General features: G+C 73.1%; 13 protein-coding genes and 1 pseudogene. 8 read left to right on the top strand and 6 right to left on the bottom strand.

Annotated features, from left to right (window positions below):
• Window positions 1–41 precede the first annotated feature (41 nt).
• Window positions 42–1,583 carry an ABC transporter substrate-binding protein gene (locus tag AB0E19_RS00745; RefSeq protein WP_362170953.1) on the bottom strand — a complete coding sequence of 514 codons (1,542 nt, stop codon included), beginning with the start codon at window positions 1,581–1,583 and terminating at the stop codon, window positions 42–44.
• Between the two features lie 94 nt (window positions 1,584–1,677).
• On the opposite strand from AB0E19_RS00745, the gene AB0E19_RS00740 reads away from it, so the two are divergent.
• The 3 genes from AB0E19_RS00740 to AB0E19_RS00730 all read left to right on the top strand — a co-directional run bounded on the left by AB0E19_RS00740 (window position 1,678) and on the right by AB0E19_RS00730 (window position 6,140).
• Window positions 1,678–3,180: a hypothetical protein gene (locus tag AB0E19_RS00740; protein ID WP_362170950.1), complete on the top strand. Its 1,503-nt coding sequence runs from the start codon at window positions 1,678–1,680 to the stop codon at window positions 3,178–3,180.
• A 266-nt stretch (window positions 3,181–3,446) separates the two neighbouring features.
• The gene (locus AB0E19_RS00735) at window positions 3,447–5,465 is read left to right on the top strand and encodes an MFS transporter (RefSeq protein WP_362170947.1); all 2,019 of its coding nucleotides are present in this window, start codon (window positions 3,447–3,449) and stop codon (window positions 5,463–5,465) included.
• 54 nt (window positions 5,466–5,519) lie between these two features.
• On the top strand, window positions 5,520–6,140 hold the full coding sequence (locus AB0E19_RS00730) for a hypothetical protein (protein WP_362170944.1): 621 nt from the start codon (window positions 5,520–5,522) through the stop codon (window positions 6,138–6,140).
• Between the two features lie 66 nt (window positions 6,141–6,206).
• Here AB0E19_RS00730 and AB0E19_RS00725 read toward each other — a convergent pair whose 3' ends face one another.
• Window positions 6,207–6,692, bottom strand: coding sequence for an SRPBCC family protein (locus AB0E19_RS00725; RefSeq protein ID WP_362170941.1), 486 nt, complete (start codon window positions 6,690–6,692; stop codon window positions 6,207–6,209).
• Between the two features lie 138 nt (window positions 6,693–6,830).
• Here AB0E19_RS00725 and AB0E19_RS00720 point away from each other — a divergent pair, with 138 nt between their 5' ends.
• The 3 genes and pseudogenes from AB0E19_RS00720 to AB0E19_RS00710 all read left to right on the top strand — a co-directional run bounded on the left by AB0E19_RS00720 (window position 6,831) and on the right by AB0E19_RS00710 (window position 9,015).
• On the top strand, window positions 6,831–7,454 hold the full coding sequence (locus AB0E19_RS00720; protein WP_362170938.1) for an HAD-IA family hydrolase: 624 nt from the start codon (window positions 6,831–6,833) through the stop codon (window positions 7,452–7,454).
• Between the two features lie 80 nt (window positions 7,455–7,534).
• A pseudogene (locus AB0E19_RS00715) lies at window positions 7,535–8,310 on the top strand (class I SAM-dependent methyltransferase).
• 18 nt (window positions 8,311–8,328) lie between these two features.
• Entirely contained in the window at window positions 8,329–9,015 is a 687-nt protein-coding gene (locus tag AB0E19_RS00710; RefSeq protein ID WP_362170935.1) for an alpha/beta fold hydrolase, read from the top strand.
• A 6-nt stretch (window positions 9,016–9,021) separates the two neighbouring features.
• Here AB0E19_RS00710 and AB0E19_RS00705 read toward each other — a convergent pair whose 3' ends face one another.
• Window positions 9,022–11,025: a hypothetical protein gene (locus AB0E19_RS00705; RefSeq protein ID WP_362170932.1), complete on the bottom strand. Its 2,004-nt coding sequence runs from the start codon at window positions 11,023–11,025 to the stop codon at window positions 9,022–9,024.
• Between the two features lie 121 nt (window positions 11,026–11,146).
• Window positions 11,147–12,319 (bottom strand): serine/threonine-protein kinase, encoded by a 1,173-nt coding sequence (locus AB0E19_RS00700; RefSeq protein ID WP_362170929.1) that lies wholly within the window; start codon window positions 12,317–12,319, stop codon window positions 11,147–11,149.
• Between the two features lie 98 nt (window positions 12,320–12,417).
• Here AB0E19_RS00700 and AB0E19_RS00695 point away from each other — a divergent pair, with 98 nt between their 5' ends.
• Entirely contained in the window at window positions 12,418–13,575 is a 1,158-nt protein-coding gene (locus tag AB0E19_RS00695; protein WP_362170926.1) for a transposase, read from the top strand.
• 74 nt (window positions 13,576–13,649) lie between these two features.
• Here the strand turns inward: AB0E19_RS00695 and AB0E19_RS00690 are convergent, their stop codons facing one another.
• The gene (locus AB0E19_RS00690; protein ID WP_362170923.1) at window positions 13,650–14,111 is read right to left on the bottom strand and encodes a hypothetical protein; all 462 of its coding nucleotides are present in this window, start codon (window positions 14,109–14,111) and stop codon (window positions 13,650–13,652) included.
• Window positions 14,112–14,208: 97 nt separating this feature from the next.
• Between AB0E19_RS00690 and AB0E19_RS00685 the strand changes: the two genes are divergently transcribed.
• Entirely contained in the window at window positions 14,209–14,775 is a 567-nt protein-coding gene (locus AB0E19_RS00685) for a DNA-binding protein (RefSeq protein WP_362170920.1), read from the top strand.
• Between the two features lie 108 nt (window positions 14,776–14,883).
• Here AB0E19_RS00685 and AB0E19_RS00680 read toward each other — a convergent pair whose 3' ends face one another.
• Complete coding sequence (locus AB0E19_RS00680) at window positions 14,884–16,881, bottom strand: galactose oxidase-like domain-containing protein (RefSeq protein ID WP_362170917.1); 1,998 nt, start codon at window positions 16,879–16,881, stop codon at window positions 14,884–14,886.
• Between the last annotated feature and the right edge of the window lie 84 nt (window positions 16,882–16,965).

Here is a 16,965-nt window from a genome sequence, read left to right as displayed (position 1 = left end):
CCGCGCGGTGACCGCCCGCACGGCCGCGGGGGAAGGCGCCTTCACCGCACGTACGTGTCGACGGTGACGAGCTCGCGCTCGCGGGGGTCGTGTGCGGCGCCCACCACGTTCTCGGCGTCGCCCTGGATGACCCGTTCGTGCAGCAGCGGCACGGCCGCGTCGGTGGCGAGCACGGCGGCCTCGGCCGTGACGACCGCCTTCCGCCGGGCCTCGCCGGTCCCCGTCGCGGCGGCGACGGAGAGCGCGGAGTCGACGGCGGCATCGGAGAGCTGGGAGATGTTGAAGGAACCGTCGCCCGCGAAGTCGCTGTACAGGTACGCCGCCGGATCACCGGAGTCGAGCACGGTGGCCCGTGACAGGACGAAGGCGTCGAACTTCCCCGCCAGGGCGTCGGCTTCGATGTGCGCGTACTCCCGCACGTCCAGCTCGACCTCGAACCCCGCTTCGCGCAGCTGCTGTTGGAGCAGCTGGGCGACCTCGGGCAGCTCGGCCCGGTCCGAGAACGTGCCGATGGTGATCGTGGCGCCCTTCGGGTCCCCGGCCGCGGCGCGCCGCGGCGGGGTACGCAGCTTCGCCGCCCAGGGGAGCGCCGGTCCCAGCAGTCCTTCGGCGCGGTCCGCCCGGCCCTCGTACACACCCGCGACGAGGCTCCGGGCGTCGACGGCCTCACGGGCGGCGGCCCGCAGCGCCGGATCGCGGAAGGCGCCGCGCTCGGTGTTCAGGTACAGGGTGTTGGTCCGGGGCATCGGCACCTCGGTGACGAGGGCCGGGTCCAGCAGGCCGGCCTGCGAGACCGGCACCGCCTCGACGATGTCCGCCTCTCCGCTGCGCAGCGCCGCGGCCCGGGCGGTCCCGTCGGGGACGTAGCGCACGTCGATGCCCGGGGCCTTGGCCCGGCCGCCCCAGTAGCGGTCGTACCGGTCGAGGGTCGCCGACGAGGTGCCGTCGGCACGCACGAGCACGAACGGTCCGGTGCCGGCGCCCACGGGGTTCACGCCCCTGCCCCGGTACGCCCTGGCGGCCAGGATCGACAGCTGGGGAGAGCTGAGCCGCTGCGGTACGAGGGGATCGGCACGGGTGGTGGTCACGGTCACCGAACGGGGGCCGTCCGCCCGGACGGTGAGGTCGACGCCGTCGAGGATCCGCGGCTTCGGTGAGGCCGTCGCGGCGGCGGACAGGGAGCGGACGACGTCCGAGGAGGTGAGCGGGCTGCCGTCGTGGAAGGTCACGCCCTCGCGCAGGGTGAACGTCCAGGTCCTGCCCTGCTGTCGCCAGCCCGTCGCGAGGGAGGGGAGGGCGTCGCCGGCGGGGTCCAGGCGGACCAGGGTCTCCGCGGTGGACCATCGCGACAGCTTGAAGGCGTCGTCGGAGAGCGGGGAGAGTCCCGAACGCGGCGGCTGCATCATCGCCACCCGTATGCGCCCGCCGTCGTCCCCGGGCCCGCCGTCGCCCCCGGGCCCACCGCCGGCCTCGCCGCCGCCGCTTGCGAAACAGCCGCTCAGGAGGGCCGAGGCCGTGGCGGCGGAGAGGAGGGCGGTGACGCTGCGACGGGTTCGGCGCGGGTTGCGGGAGCGGTGGGGCATGGGGGGATCCTCAAGGTGCGGTGGTGAGGTTCCAGACCTTAACAGAATGAAAATCATGTTCACTAAAGGGGTGGGTGGAGTGAAGCGGAGTGGCGTGGGGTGGGGTCCGTCCGGGGTGCCGGGCTCGCCCGGACTCTCCACCGGTGTGTCGGGCGGATCGGCCGTCTCCGCGCTGGCGGTGCTGCTCGACCGCTCGATGGAACGGATGGCCGAGGCCGCGGCGGACGTTCGTGTCTTCGACCGGGAGGCGATCCGCGAGGCGGCGGACGTATGGGACAACAACCTGTTCCCGCTCTTCTGGGCCGTGAGCGCGCCGAGCGCCGGCGAACGGGAGCGCCGGGCGTCGACCGTACTGGAGTGGATGGCCGGTCTCGGTGAGCGGCGGCGCGCATGGATGACCGAGCAGGCGGCCGTCGCCGGATACGACCTCGGAGCGCTCCTGCCGCCGGCGCCGGCCGGGCCCTGCGCGCCGGGCCGTGACTACCTCGGGCACGTCATGGCACCGCAGGACCGGCTCACGCGCGAGAAGGCGGACGAGTTGGCCGCCGACTACGACCTGACGACGGCGACCGTGCGCCACGTGCGGGTGGAGCGTGCCGGCGGTCGACTGACCGCCTTCCTACGGGTGGTCGCCGACCGCAGGTTCGCCGTCGAAGCGCCCGTGCCGCCTGCCGCCGTGCTGGACGTGTGGCTGGACGGCGTCACGGACGCCGACTTCGTCTCCCCCGGCGTGGGCGGAGTGATCCTGGACGCCGGATCGCGGGGGATCGCGATATCCCTGGGCGGTGGCGGCAGGCTCCGCGCGGCCGGTGGCGAGTGCCGCCCGGACGACCGCTCCTGGCACCTGTCGGCCGCGGGGCGGCGCGCGGACGCGGTCACCCCGCCGCGCACCGGCCGGCAGGCGCGTCCGCGTCGGGCGCCCGGCGGAGATCTGGGGCCCGACGCGCACGCCGCCGCCCTGCTTCTGCGCCACGCCATGCTGGAACTCCGCTCGGTGCGCTACCCCGAGCGCGCGGATCGCGTCCCCGTGCTCCTGCTGTGCCGGGCGTTCTCGGGGGCGGGCGCGGCGATCGTCGCCGCCGGGGCGCAGACCGGCGCACGTCGCCGGGAGGCGGCCTTCCGCGACGTGATCCGACGGTGGGCCGTCCAGGGCGGCCCACGGCTCGCCGGCGGGTTCGCCCGTGTCCTCAGGGCGGAGGCGGGCCGAACGGGCCTCGTCGAGACGCCGCGGATCGCCGACCGGACGCCGCCCTCCCCGGCGGACGGCTCATCCGTCCAGGGGCGTACGCCTTCGCAGGCGGTGCTCGTCATGGCCTCCTGGACGGCCGCGCACACCTCCTACGGGACGGAACGCCCGACTGCCGCGCAGCTCCAGCTCGCCCTGCCGCCCCGCCCCGACGAGACCCTGCCCGGGCGCTGGCGACTTCGCACGGCCGGCTTCGAAGAGCCGGTAGCCTTCCGCCTCCGCACCGCCGCGTTCGAGGGCGCGGGCCCACTCGTCCGGGTGGGAGCTCCGACCGAGGCCTGCGGTCTCGATCTGCACCGAGGGGCCTTGCACGTCGCCACCGCGGACGGTGGGCGCGTGTCCGTGAGCTGACCTCCCCGAGCACCTCCCGGCCTCCGCGCCGGCACGGGTTCCGTTTCAGCCACCCCGACGTCGTCTTCAACACACTTCGAAGGTCGGGAAGTTGGCGCCGCGGGACACGTTCTGGAATTCTGTTCCAACTTGAGATCTCCGTACCCACCGGGGGAATCACCACACAGGGGACGTGACGCACTCCGCTCGGCGCGACCGATCGACCCCGCCCCGCCCGCCGCACCCCGCGGACCGGACGACCGGCACCGAAAGGGCTGACCTCTGCCGTGGAACAGCTGACGGGGGAGGACCCCGCGCACATCGGCCCGTACCGCCTGATCGCCCGCCTGGGCGCGGGCGGGATGGGTCTCGTCTACCTGGGCCGCTCCGACCTGGGGCGTACCGTCGCCGTCAAGGTCGTCCAGGCCGAACACGCCCAGCACGCGGAGTTCCGCAGACGGTTCTCCCGCGAGGTGGCGGCGGCCCGCAGGGTGGGGGGCGCCTGGACCGCCGACGTCCTGGACGCCGACACCGACGCCGCCGTGCCGTGGGTGGCCACGCAGTACATCCCCGGGCCCGACCTCACCACCGTCGTGGCCCAGGACTTCGGGCCGCTGCCCGAGCACTCGGTCCGCATCCTCGCCAACCGCCTCGCCCTCGCCCTCCAGGCCGTGCACGAGGCGGGCCTGATCCACCGTGATCTCAAACCGTCCAACGTCCTGGTCACCGTCGACGGCCCCCGCGTCATCGACTTCGGGATCGCCCGGGCGAGGGACAGCCTGGCCGGCGACAGCCTGCACACCCGCACCGGCATGCTGATCGGCTCGCCCGGCTTCATGTCGCCCGAGCAGGTGCGCGGGCTCGAACTCACCCCCGCCTCCGACGTGTTCTGCCTGGGTGCGCTCCTCGTCTACGCGGCCACCGGGCGGCTCCTCTTCGGCGCCACGGACACCGGCCTCAACGCCCACCTCTTCCGGATCGCCGAGGAGGAGGCGGACCTGACCGGCGTGCCGGACGCGCTCGTCGCTCTCGTACGCGCCTGCCTCGACAAGGATCCGGCCAAGCGGCCCACCCCGCACGAGGTGGCCGCGCGCACGGCGACCGGCCAGGAGGGGGAATGGCTGCCGGGGGCGGTACTCGCCCAGCTCGGCCGCCGCGCCGCTCATCTGCTGGACTACGCCCCCGCCGCAGCTCCCGCCCCACCCGCCGACGCCCCTGCGGCCGCGCCGCAGGCCCCCCGCGTCCCACCCGCCAGAACGCCGGTGCCCTCACCGCCCGCTCAGCCGGCGTACGTCCCGACCGCCCCGGCGCACTCCGCGCACTCCGGTGCCGCCCCCGGCTTCGGCGCCCCCCTGCCTCCGTCACCCGGAGCCTGGGGCGCCGCGCCGGCGTCCCCGGCCCGCCTCCCGGAACCGGAGGCCCCGCTGCCGCGGCGCTGGTGGGCCCTGGTCGTGCTCGCGCTGGCCCAGTCGGTCGTGCTCTTCGACGCGGTGTTCTCCAACAGGGCGATGATGTACGCGGGCGTCGACAGAGACTTCGGGCTTCCCGGTGACGGCTGGAAGGTGTCGTCCACCGTCTACCTGGACGTGATGCCCCTCGCCTACGCGCTTGCCTTCGTCGCGGTGCTGCTGTGCGGCGCCAGGATCGCGGACCTCGTGGGGCGCAAGCGGATGCTGGTGATCGGCCTGGCGGGCTTCGCGGCGGCCGCCGCGCTCGGCGGCCTCGCGCCGTCGTCCGGCGTCTGGATCACGGCCCGGGCCCTGCAGGGCGCCTTCGCCGCGCTGGTCTCGTCGTCCGCACTGCCCCTGGTGTCCACGTCCTTCACCGACCTGCAGGAGCGCCGGAAGGCCTTCGGGATCTACGTCGCCGTCGCGGGCGCCGGCGGCCCGGCACTCGGTCTGCTGGCTGCCTGGTGGCTCCCGATGGCCCTGGACTGGCGTGCGTGCCTGTTCGCCGGAATCCCCTTCGCGGTGACCGCCGCGATCGCGGCGGCGGCCCTGGTGCGCGACCGTCCGGGGCGCATCGGCCTCCGCTTCGACGGCCTGGGCGTGCTGCTGGGCGCCGCCGGAGTCACCGGCGTCAGCGGGGCCGTACCGCACTTCACGGGTCAGGTCGTCCTGCTCCCGACCGCCGTCCTCCTGCTCGCGGCCTACGCGTGGTGGCAGACCAGGACGGCCGGCACCCTCGCCGCGCCGCCCGGGACCCGCGCCCCCGCACCCGTGGGGTACGCCCTGGCGACGGCCCTGACCAACCTCGGCGTCGGCGTCGTCGTCCTGCTCATGGGCGGCGAAGCGTTCTACTTCTAGTCGACTGCGCAGGGGACCGATCGTTTAAGGCAGTTCTCATGTGGGGCGCCTAGCGTGCGCCGCATGGACACGAAGACGACCGAGTCGACCGAGACGATCGACAAGACGGCGACGACCGAGAAGACCGCGACGACCGAGAAGACGGCGACGACCGAGGAGACGGCGGCGGGCCCGGACAGCGAGACCACCGGGCACGCTGCCGACGACGACGGTGCGGATCTGCTCGACGAGACGCGCGAGGACGAGCACGACGGCGATGACGAGGACGAGGACGCGCGGTACGAGGAAGAGGCCACCGGCGCCGGCGTCGGTGCCGCCGCCGCTGCCGTCGTCTCCGCCGCGCTCTCCGTCGTCGCCCTCACCGGCACCTGGACCGCCAAGGTCGTCGCCGAGCGCGAGACGCTCATCGGGCAGATCAAGACCTCCGGCACCGGCACCCCCGCGCAGCAGATCAGCGAGATCTACGGCGACGCCTGGCACAGCACCGCGCTGGTCAACGGAGTCTTCGCGCTCCTCGCCGTGATCGTCGCCGTCCTCGTGCTCACCCTGCCCCGGCGTCCCGTCTGGGTCCGCGCGATCGCCGTCGCGGGCGCGGTACTCGGCGGGATCGGCCTGTTGCTGTCCGTCGGAACGTACTTCGACCTGTTCCTGAGCCTGCCGACGGCCGGCTCCTGAGCCCTGCGGGGGCTGCCGGCCGCCGGCCGGACCGTCGGTGACGACCAGGCAGGCGGGTACCGGCTCTCAGGCTCCGGCGGCGGCCGTCTGCGCGATGCGGGCGAGGGTGGTGCGCATGCCGGCCCGGTTGAGTGCCACGCGGCGGGCCGGGTTGGAACCGGCGAAGACCGTTCCGAGGAGTTCGGCGACGCGGGCGCCGAACCCCTCGGTCCGCAGGTCCTGCCAGAACTCGGTGACCCGCGTGCCCGAGCCCTCCGGCTCGAACCGGTAGCCCCAGCGCGCGATCGGCAGCCCGAAGGCGCTGATGTCGAAGACGAACTCGCTGTCCGTGCGGGCCCGGGTCACGCGCCCGACGGTCGGCCAGAGGAACGGCCCGCGCCGGTTGAACCCGACGAACCGGGAACCGGTGCGCGCCGGAGGCCGCAGCACCCACACGGACCGGCACTCCGGGCTCCAGCGCCCCATGTTCCGGAGGTCGGACACCAGCCCGTAGACGACCGCGGGGGGCGCGTCGACCACCACGCTCTCCTCCAGGCTCCACTGCCGGTCCATGGCCCGCTCCCTCCGTACCGCGCGACACCGTCGCCTGATTCCTACTCGCGGGTACGGTAGTGGGTGCGGCGGCCGCCTGTCTCCGGATCATCGCCGTTCGTCCGTTCGAAATCCGCTCTTGGCGAAGAGGAGATCCACATGACCGGGACCTGCGTCATTCTCGACATCGGCGGCGTGCTGGAGTTCACGCCGGACACGGGATGGGTGCAACGCTGGGAGGAGCGGCTGGAGTTGCCGCTCGGTACGGTGCACGCGCGGATGCACGACATATGGCGGGCGGGCAGCGTCGGGAGTGTCGGCGAGCAGGACGTGCACGAGCAGGTGGCGCTCCGTCTGGGGCTCGACGCCCCGCAGGTCGACGCCTTCATGGCCGACCTCTGGGCGGAGTACCTGGGGACACCGAACGAGGAGCTCATCGCCTACCTCCGAGGGCTGCGCGGACGGTGCAGGCTGGGCATCCTGAGCAACAGCTTCGTCGGCGCCCGGGAGCGGGAGGCGGCGCTGTACCACTTCGACGAGTGGGCGGAGCAGCTCGTCTACTCACACGAGATCGGCATCGAGAAGCCCGACCCCCGTGCCTTCGACGCCGCGTGCGGCGCCATGGGCGCGCGGGCGGAGGACTGCCTGTTCATCGACGACGCCGCGGTCCACGTCGAGGCGGCGCGGGCGACGGGCATGCAGGCGCATCTGTACGAGGACAACGCCCGGACCATCACGCGCATCGCGGCCCACCTCGACGCCGGCTCCCGCCCAGGGGCCTGACCGGTCTCGGTCCGGCTGCCGGGGGCGGGACCGGCGCGGGTTCTCGGCCTCGTGCCCGTGCGGCACGGTAGCCTCGCGCGATGCGAGACACCCCGGTGGCGCGGTTCTACGACGAGCTGGCCGACGACTACCACCTGATCTACTCGGACTGGGACGCGAGCATGCGCCGGCAGGGGCGGGCGCTGGACGCCCTGATCGGCCACGATCGTGCGGCCGTGCTCGACTGCTCCTGCGGCATCGGCACCCAGGCGATCGGCCTGGCGCTGCGCGGACACCGTGTCACCGGAACCGACCTCAGCGCCCGGGCCGCCGCCCGAGCTGCCCGCGAGGGAGCGCGGCGCGGCGTGGAGCTGCGCACCGCCGCCGCCGATATGCGTCGACTCCCCTTCACGGACGCTCGGTTCGACGCGGTCGTCTGCGCCGACAACTCCCTGCCTCACCTGCTGACGGAACAGGAGGTGACAGCGGCCCTGGCCGAGATGCGCCGTGTACTCCGCCCGGGCGGCCGCCTCCTGATCAGCACACGCCCCTACGACGACTGCTCCGCGACCGGCCGACGTCGACGCCTCCCCAGGTCCACCTGACGACCGACCACGCCGGCACCCAGGAACGAACCGTCACCTTCCAGCTCTGGCACTGGCACGACGACGGCGAACGCTACGACCTGGAACACTTCCAGCTCCTCCCGGAAGAGGGGGAGTTCCGCGTCCGGGTCCGCCGGAGCACCTACTGGGCACTCGGCCGCGACCGGCTGTCCGGCCTCGCGACCGAGGCCTTGTTCACGGACATCAGGTGGCGGACGCCGCAGGAGACGGGCTTCTTCCAGCCGCTGCTCGTAGCCCGCGCCGGAGAGTAGAGGGACGAGGACCGCGTGATGAGTACGTTCGCGCTGATCCATGGTGCGGGTGATGTCGGGTGGTACTGGCACCTCGTCGAGGCGGAGCTCAGGGCACGCGGTCACGGGGTGGTGGCGGTGGACCTTCCGGGCGGGGACGACGCGCTGACGCTCGACGACTACGCCGACGCCGTCGTCGAGGCGGTGGGTGACCGCCGTGGCCGTCTCGTGGTCGTGGGGCAGTCGTTCGGCGCCTTCACCGCGCCCCTGGTCGCCGCGCGCCGCCCGGTCGACGCGCTCGTGCTCGTCGCGGGGATGGTGCCCAGGCCGGGGGAGTCGCCGGACGACTGGTGGAGCGACACCGGCTACGCCGACGCCGTGCGCCGCCAGGCGGCCCGGGACGGGGGCCTGACCGGAAGCAGCGATCCGTACGTCGCCTACTACCACGACGTACCCCGTGCGCTCGCCGAGGAGGCGTTGAGGAGGGAGCGTCCGCATCCGTCGACGGCCGCGTCGGCCCAGCCGTGGCCGCTCGACGCCTGGCCGGCCGTGCCGACCACCTTCGTGCTGTGTACCCAGGACCGCCTCTTCCCTCCCGAATTCCTGCGTGGCGTGGTGCGGAAGCGGCTCGGACCGGCCCCTCGGGAGATCGCCGCGGGCCACTGCGTCGCGCTCAGCCGCCCGCGGGAGCCGGCCGACATCCTGACCGGCGAAGCCCATGACTGACGGGGGTCAGCGAGGGCGTCGACCCGCCAGGTGGTCCTGGAGCTCATGGTGGCGGAACTGGTAGGCGGCCCCGGCCGTGCGGAGGATTCCGGCCTGGTGGCAGGCGTGCAGGAAGCGGCCGAGGCGCCACGGCAGTACGTCGCGCGCCATCACGAGGAAGACCAGGTAGCGGAACGACAGGGTGTGGAAGACGAGCGGGCCGAAGACGGCGAGGGGTGGCAGGGCCAACAGGACGCCGCGCCCACCGGCGGCGCCGTATCCCAGCAGGCCGAAGACCGCCATGAGGTCGCCGAGGAACAGCAGCCAGGTGACCACGTCGGACCGGATCAGCGCGCGTGGTCCGTCGCGGCGCTCGTCGGGCACCACCGCGATGCCCAGGGCGCCGCCGGTCATCAGCCCGAAGGCCGCCGCGGGCACCACCCAGTCGGCGGTCGAACCCATCGTGGGTACGAGCAGTCCGATGAGTACGACGGGGACGGAACCCAACGCGCACCCCAGCGCGAAGCGGCGCGGCCGCAGGAGCATGCGGTCCTCGCCCTCCCACAGGTCCGGCACGAAGGCGAACAGGACAGCGAACAACGGGAGGAAGGACAGGCCCAGTTGGTCCCATGAGGTGACGGCTGCCCGGATCACCACCACGACTTCGACCGCGGCGGCCCAGGCCAGGCAGGCCCCACGGATGGCGCGCTTGGTGCGTCGCGCCCCGACCATCGGCCACAGCTCGGGCAGCACGAGGTCCGTCGCGGAGAGCGTGCGCCCTTCCGCCTGCCGGCCACCGCGGTTGTCGTCCAGGTAGGACGCCAGCACGGCCAGCCGGCTCCGCGCCGGGCCGTGGGGATCGACGGCCCCGTCCCCGCGCGCGGTCAGCGCCGCGGGGACGTAGAGGTCGAGGAGGTGGTGGCGGAGCGTGCCGGACGCGGCGAGCGGGAGGAGCTCGGCCGGGTCGCGGCGATAGCGGCCGTCCGGGGCCCGCTCCTGGTAGACCGCCGTGGCGAGCGACAGACGCCAGGGGGTGGCCAGGACGTCCCGCAAGCGGGCGGCCGCCTCCGCCGGCGCCTGCGGAGTCCGCGCTCCCCCCGAGGAGCCCGCCAGCGCGTCGAGCACCGGCTGCCAGCGGCTCAGCCCCGCCTCGGTGTCCGCCACGGTCGTACGAAGGAAGCCGCGGCCCTGCTCCGCGTCGACCGGCGCCAGCCGCACCACCGCCGCGGCCCGCAGGTGCGCCTCCGCGCCGACGAGGCCGTCGTGGACACCCCGGCGGCAGGTCACGACCACGGCGGCCGGCTGCGTGCCGTGCTGCCAGTCGTTGAGCAGGCGCACGAGCGCCGCGGCCCGACTGGAGTACGGGGCCGTGCCCGGCGGGTCCAGCTCGTCGACGCCGTCGACGACGGGCAGCACGAGGCGTGCCTCCACCAGCCGTCGCGCCGTGCCACGGCCCACCCCGAACACGTCCACCACATGCCGGACCAGCCACTCCTCCAGGTCCTGTCCGGTCCACGAGGTGGCCGCCAGACGCAGGGCGACGGCCTGCCCGGGCTGTCGGTCCCGCGCGAGGTCGAGCACCATCGACAGGGCCGCCAGGGACTTCCCGGTCCCGGCGTCGTCCGTCACCTCGGCACCGGTGATGACCATCCGTGGGGGCGAGAGCCGGCCGTACAGCACGGTCAGTTCGCTCAGCCGCCCCTGCGCCGGTGCCCCCTCGACCTGGCCGTGGACCAGCACGGTGTACGCGAGGTCGATGCGCCCGCCGGTACGCCCGTCCAGCCATCGCGCGTACTCGCCCTGCTCCCGTCGTACGACTTCGCGCGCCAGCAGCTCTGCCAGCTGTTCTCCGTCCAGCGGGGCGACCAGGGCGTACACCAGCCCCGCCATACCGGCCAGCGCACCCACGACGCTGGCCACGGGATCCGCGACGTCCCAGCCGCCCCAGAACCCCAACACCAGCAGCCACACCGCGACGGCACCTGCCACCGACCACAGCAGGCGACGCCGGAACACTCGTCGCACCCCCATGACCCGAGATCCTGCCCAATCGGGGGCGGGCTGCGCCACCCCCCAACTCTGCCGTGATGCACAGGACTTGGGCTGCACAGCATGCGACCGGCGGACCGGTCGGCGTCCGGGTGATGAACCGTCAGGGGGCGGGCCGCCACTCGTACGTGCGGGTCCCGGGGAGGTGGGTGCACAGAAGGGCGTAGCCTTCCGGGCTGAATCCGACGGCGAGGGCCTCGTCCGCCCCGCACGGGGTGAACGGCGTCGGGCCGTCGGGGTCCGGGAGGCCCCGGGCGGCGTCGCCGGGGATCGGGGTCGGTGGGGGAGTGGAGTTCTCGGAGCCGCCGTCGGGCCCTGCCGTCAGGGCGAACGCCAGGGCGGCGGCTACGGCGAGTGCCCCGGCTCCGACCGCCGCCACGACCGCCCGCCGGGCGCGCGGGCGGCGCCGGGCCGCGCTCGACGTCGTGGCGCCCGGTGCGGTGGTGTGCAGGACGGGGACACCGAGGGCGGGGTCCGGTGCCTCGTCCGGAAACTGGTCGGGGATGGTGAAGGCTTCGCCCGCCCACGTCACCGGCCAGCGTTCCGGGCCCAGCTCGCGCCTCGCCCGCGCGAGGGCGTCGCGGGCTGCGGCCGCCGTAGGGCGGGCCTCCGGTCGGGCGGCGGTCATCGCGGTGACGAGCGCGGGCGGGGCGCCGAGCTCGCGGAGCACCAGGCCCGCCGCGTACACGTCCTGCGCGGGTGAACTCGCCCCGCCCGCCAGGACTTCCGGTGCGAGGTAGTCGGCCGTGCCCGTCACGAAGCCGGGGGAGGTGAGGTGGACGTGCGGGAGGACGCGGGCGACGCCGAAGTCGCCCAGATAGGCGTGCGGGCGGCCCACGTCCGTCGCGGCGAGCAGGACGTTCGACGGCTTCACGTCGCGGTGCACGAGACCGGAGGCGTGTACGGCCGTCAACGCGTCGAGGAGCTGCTCCGCGATCAACAGGCCTACTGGAGGAGGGAGTTCGCCGTAGTCGGCGAGCAGGCTCGCCACGGTTCCGCCCCGGACGAGCGGGAGCACCAGCCACGCCTCGTCCGCGCGGACGAACCAGTCGAGCGGGCTGAGCGCATGCGGGTGCCCCATCCGGACAGATTGTTCGCAGACCAGCCTGAGCAGCGACTCGACCCCGGCGTCCCCCGACACCTTGACGGCCACTTCCCCGGTTCCCGAACCCCCGGCTGCCCGCGTGTCGACCGCCCGCCAGACCGCCCCCTGCGCCCCGCGCGCGATCGGCGCGACGAGCCGGTACCGATCGGCGAGCATCCCCCCTGCCTCCATGCGCCGCAGCGTACTCCGGCGCGGGAGACGGGTGTTCAGCATGATCTTGGGGTTTGGCCGCCAGCGTGGTGACGTGGGTCAACGCTACGATCACGGTTGTGAAGATCGTGACGCGGGTGAAGCTGATGCCGGAGGCCGGCCAGGCCGCGGCGCTGCGCTCCACCTTGCGCACGGCCAATGAAGCCGCGAACTGGGTGTCGGCGGTGGCGTTCGAGCGAGGCGTTCCACGTGAGTACGAACTGCGCAAGCACACCTACACCGAGTTGAAGGCGTGGGGGCTGGGGGCGCAGGCCGCACAGCACGTCATCAAGAAGACCCGTGACGCCTATACCGCGTTGAAGGCGAACATCAAGGCCGGGAACCTTGGCAAGCCGGGGTCGAAGCGCCGGACCAAGGCGGAGTCGAAGCCGATCACGTTCCGGCCCGAAGCGGCTCAGCCGTACGACGACCGGTGTCTGTCCTGGCAGTACGACCAGCAGACCGTGTCCGTCTGGTCCGTCGCCGGACGCCTCAGGAACGTCCGCTTCGCGTGCTCGCCGGACGCGCTCAAGACGCTGCGCGAGCACCGCAAGGGCGAGTCCGACCTGATCGAACGCGACGGCGTGTTCTACTTGATCGCCGTCTGTGACATCCCCGAGCCAGAGGTGTACGAGCCTTCTGGGTTCATCGGCGTCGACCTCGGCATCGTCAACATCGCCACCACGTCCACCGGTTACCGGGCCGCCGGGCGCGGCCTGAACCGGCACCGGAAAAGGCAGCTCGATCTGCGGAAGAAGTTGCAGGCCAAGGGGACCAAGTCGGCGAAGCGTCTGCTCAAGAAGCGCTCACGCAAGGAAGCCCGGCATATCGCCGACGTCAACCACGTCATCTCCAAGACCATCGTCACCGCCGCTGAACGCACCGGCTCCGGTATCGCCCTGGAAGACCTCACGGGCATCCGAAGCCGGGTACGGCTCCGCAAGGACCAGCGGAACAGCCTGCACTCGTGGAGCTTCCACCAGCTCGGCCGGTGCATCGAGTACAAGGCCAAGCGGGCCGGGGTGCCGCTGGTGTACGTCGATCCGGCGTACACCAGTCGGCAGTGCTCCGAGTGTGGCCACATCGACCGACGCAACCGTGTCGATCAAGCGACGTTCGCGTGCCGGGCATGCGGGGCCCTCATGCACGCGGACGACAACGCGTCCCGCAATATCGGCCGCAAGGGCGAGACCTTGTGGGCCGCGGGGCGTGAGTCACGCGTCCCTGCCACCCCATAAGGGGTGTCTGGACGGAGGAGGCCACGCGGCAGCCGGCCGCGCCCTACCTCCAAGCCCGGTCCTTCAGGACCAGGTCAAGCTGACGAAGAGACGGTGACCACCAGCGTCGTGCCGGTGGCGACGACCGAGACGGCGTCCGTGCCCTTGGTGGCGGTCACCGTGCCGGCGACCTCCATGACGGTGTAACCCTGGCCCTCCAGGGCCTTGCGGTACGAGTCCACGGCCGAGGCCTGGTCGTAGGTGGTGTAGGTCAGGACGTACGCGCCCTTCCCTCCGGTGACCGAGGTGAGCCGGCCGTTCGGCAGCGGCAGCCCCTGCGGCAGGTCCTGCGGGAGCGACGTGCCTCCGGCGGGGGCGTCCGACGCCGAGGCCGAGGGATCCGAGGCGGTCGGGTCCTCGGGCGCGGAGGTGGCCGGGGGCTTGGTCGAGGGGGCGGCGTCGTCCTTGGTGTCGGAACCGCCGCCTCCGCAGGCGGTGAGCCCGAGACCCAGGACGAGAGCGGCGGTGAGGGCCGAAGAGGTGCGCTTCCAGGGCATGGTGACGACCAATCAGTTGGATGTGTCCTTCGCCCGAGAGATTGACATATGAAAACTCTCTTTGACAAGTGTCAATCGTTGCTCCTAGCGTGTCGGGATGGACCAGACCACGACAGCACGCAATCTGGAACTCCAGCGTCAGTGGTACGGCGCCCCTCTCGGGGAGCTCTGCCGGGACCTGTGCGCCCTGTTCGGAGTGACCCAGTCCGGTCTCGCCGACGTCCTCGGGATCTCGCCCGCCATGCTCAGCCTCGTGATGCGCGGCCAGCGCGCCCGCATCGCCAACCCGGACGCCGCGGCCCGGCTCTCCGCCGCGCTTCACCTCGCCCACGAGGTCCGGGCCGGCTCCGTGCCCCCCGACGCCGTGGCGGGGCGGCTCGCGGAGGTGCGGTCCAGCCGTACGCCCGGACAGGACTCCCTGGGTGCCGCCGTCGTGCCCGCGGCCCCGCCCGCCGAGGCGACCACCGGGCCCGGCCCCGACGCCGACCTGCGGTTCGTCCGGAGGCTGCGCGAACTCCTCACCTCGGCCTCGGGGGCGGTCGACCTCCTGGACGCCGCCGACCTCGTCGCGGCCCGCCACCCCGGACTCGCCGAGATCCTGCGCACGTGCGGAGCGGGCCGTACGGACGACGCGGTGGCCCTGGTGCGCCGGCTGACGGGCTGACCGGCTGAACGTACGCCGATCGGTCCGGCGCACCGAAGCCTGCGGCGACACGCGCGGGGCCCCCAGCACCGGGACGAGGCTGGGGGCCTGGAATCGCGGGGGTGGGGGTCAGTCCCCGGATGCCTTGGTCTTGGCGGCGGCGGAAGCCGCGGCCTTGGCGGTGGCCGTCGTCGGCGGCTTGAGCTGGACCCAGCCGGCCTTGCTCGGGGCGCCCTCCTCGTTCAGGAGGAAGAGCATGTAGTGGCCGGGCGGGGCCGCGGCCGCGTTCGGCGGGGCCTGGAGCTCCAGGAAGTTGCCGCCGCGGCTCTTGATGCGCAGTTCGAGGTGGCGCTGGCTGGTGTTGACCGAGTGCGTCGCGGTGGTCGGGGCGAGCAGCACGGCGCGGGTGACGTCGCCCGGCGTGCTGGTGCTCACCGTGATCTTCTCGTTGTAGCCGACGGTGGGGTTGAAGACGAGACCGAGCTGGGGGCGGCTGCCCTGGTGGAGGTAGGCCGGCTCGTAGATCTCGATGCTTCCGTTGTTGTTGTCGGTGATGTCGGGGTCGTTGGCGAGCTGCTGGAGCTCGTCGCCGGTGATCATGACGCGGCCGTCCGGGAGGACCACGGCGTTGGAGTGGTAGCCGCGCGGGAGCCGCTGGACGGGGCCGAGCTTCCAGTCGCCGTTCTCGTCGCGCAGTTCGACCTGGCGGTACTTGAGGTCGGCGTTGGGGTTGTACGGGCCGTTGCCGTAGTCGCGGATGTCGAAGGCGCCGTTGACGGTGAGCAGGTTGCCGTCGGGCAGGAGCAGGGTGTCGTCCTGGGTGCGGCCGAAGGCGCGGGGCTTCTCGGTGTTCCACTTGCCGCCGGCCAGGCGGTACGTGTTCGGGTCGTTGCGGTCGCCGCCCAGGACCAGGACCGAGTCGGGGCCCCGGAAGCCGGCCGGGAGGGGGACCGCGGAGCCGTAGTTGCGCCGCCATTCCCCGCCGTCGGGGCCGGGCATGTTCTTGTTGACGTCCGGACGGTTCGGCAGGTCGGACCTGGTGTCGGCGGCGGTGTCGAAGACCCACTGCTGGTCCACGGAGCGGCCGAGGCCGTAGATCTTGCCGTCCCGCAGGGAGAACAGGTGGGGGTAGTCCCACTTGAACGGGGCCTCGGTCTTGAGCTTGTCCACCGGCCAGCCGATCGGCTTGACCGCCTTGTCGAAGGGCACGGACTGGTTCGCGGCGGGGAAGCGCTCGACCACCGGGGTGGGGGTGCCCCAGCCGAGCTCCGACTGCCCGGACATGATGACCTGACGCCCGTCCGCGCCGGTGACGACGCTGGGGTACCACCGGCCGACGGACATGTCCTTGTTCAGGTACCACTCCTCCGCCCAGGGGTCGAACACCAGCGACAGCTTGGCGCCGGACCCGCCGTTGCCGCCGAGGTTGCCGCCGAAGACCCCGAGCATGCCGTTGGGCAGGTAGGAGTGACCGGCGCAGAAGAACGGGGCGGGGCGGGGCTCGTTCTTGCCGTCGGGCATGTTGACGACCGGCGGCTTCTTCTCGGTGAACGCGTCGGCGCCGGTCCCCCTGGCGGGGTCCCAGATCCAGGCGCGGCCGGCGTTCGGCTTGCCGATCGTGTCGGTGGGGGCCGGTTCCTTCTGCGGGTTGACCTCGATCCGCTCGAAGGAGAACAGCAGGACCTTGCCGGTGGGCAGCAGCGCGATGTGGGCCGCGAAGTCCGGGGACTGGAAGTACTCGCGGAAGCGGCCGAACTCCGAGGCGTCGAAGGAGGCGTTGGCCTTCTCCTGCGAGGCGGTCAGTGCGCCGAGCCGCGCCGTCCGGGTCGTCTGCGGGTACTCGCCGACGTCGGCCATCGCCTTGCGGGTGCGGGCGTGTTCCTGGGCGTGCTCCTCGCCGAGCGTCGCGGCCTCGGCCGGGTCGACGGCCACGGGGGCCTTCGCCGCCCGGGAGGCGGGGGCGTACGGGAAGGCCTCGCCGTGGTCCGCGTCTCCGTGACCGGTGTGGGCCACGACGGGTCCGGCCGACATCACGGCCATGGAGGCGGCCATCGCGGTGGCCACGCAGAGGGAGATCGCCGCGGCCGGTCCGCGGCGGGCGGACGGCGGTGGGGTTCCGGGGGGCATGGGGCTCCTTGTCGGGTGGGGACGGCGCGGCGGTTCCGGCGACGGGGACACGTCGGGGAACGCCGGTGACAGGACTGCCGTGTG

This window comes from Streptomyces sp. NPDC047974, assembly GCF_040653375.1.
Taxonomy (GTDB): Bacteria; Actinomycetota; Actinomycetes; order Streptomycetales; family Streptomycetaceae; genus Streptomyces.
This window is presented reverse-complemented; position numbering and strand designations above follow the sequence as displayed.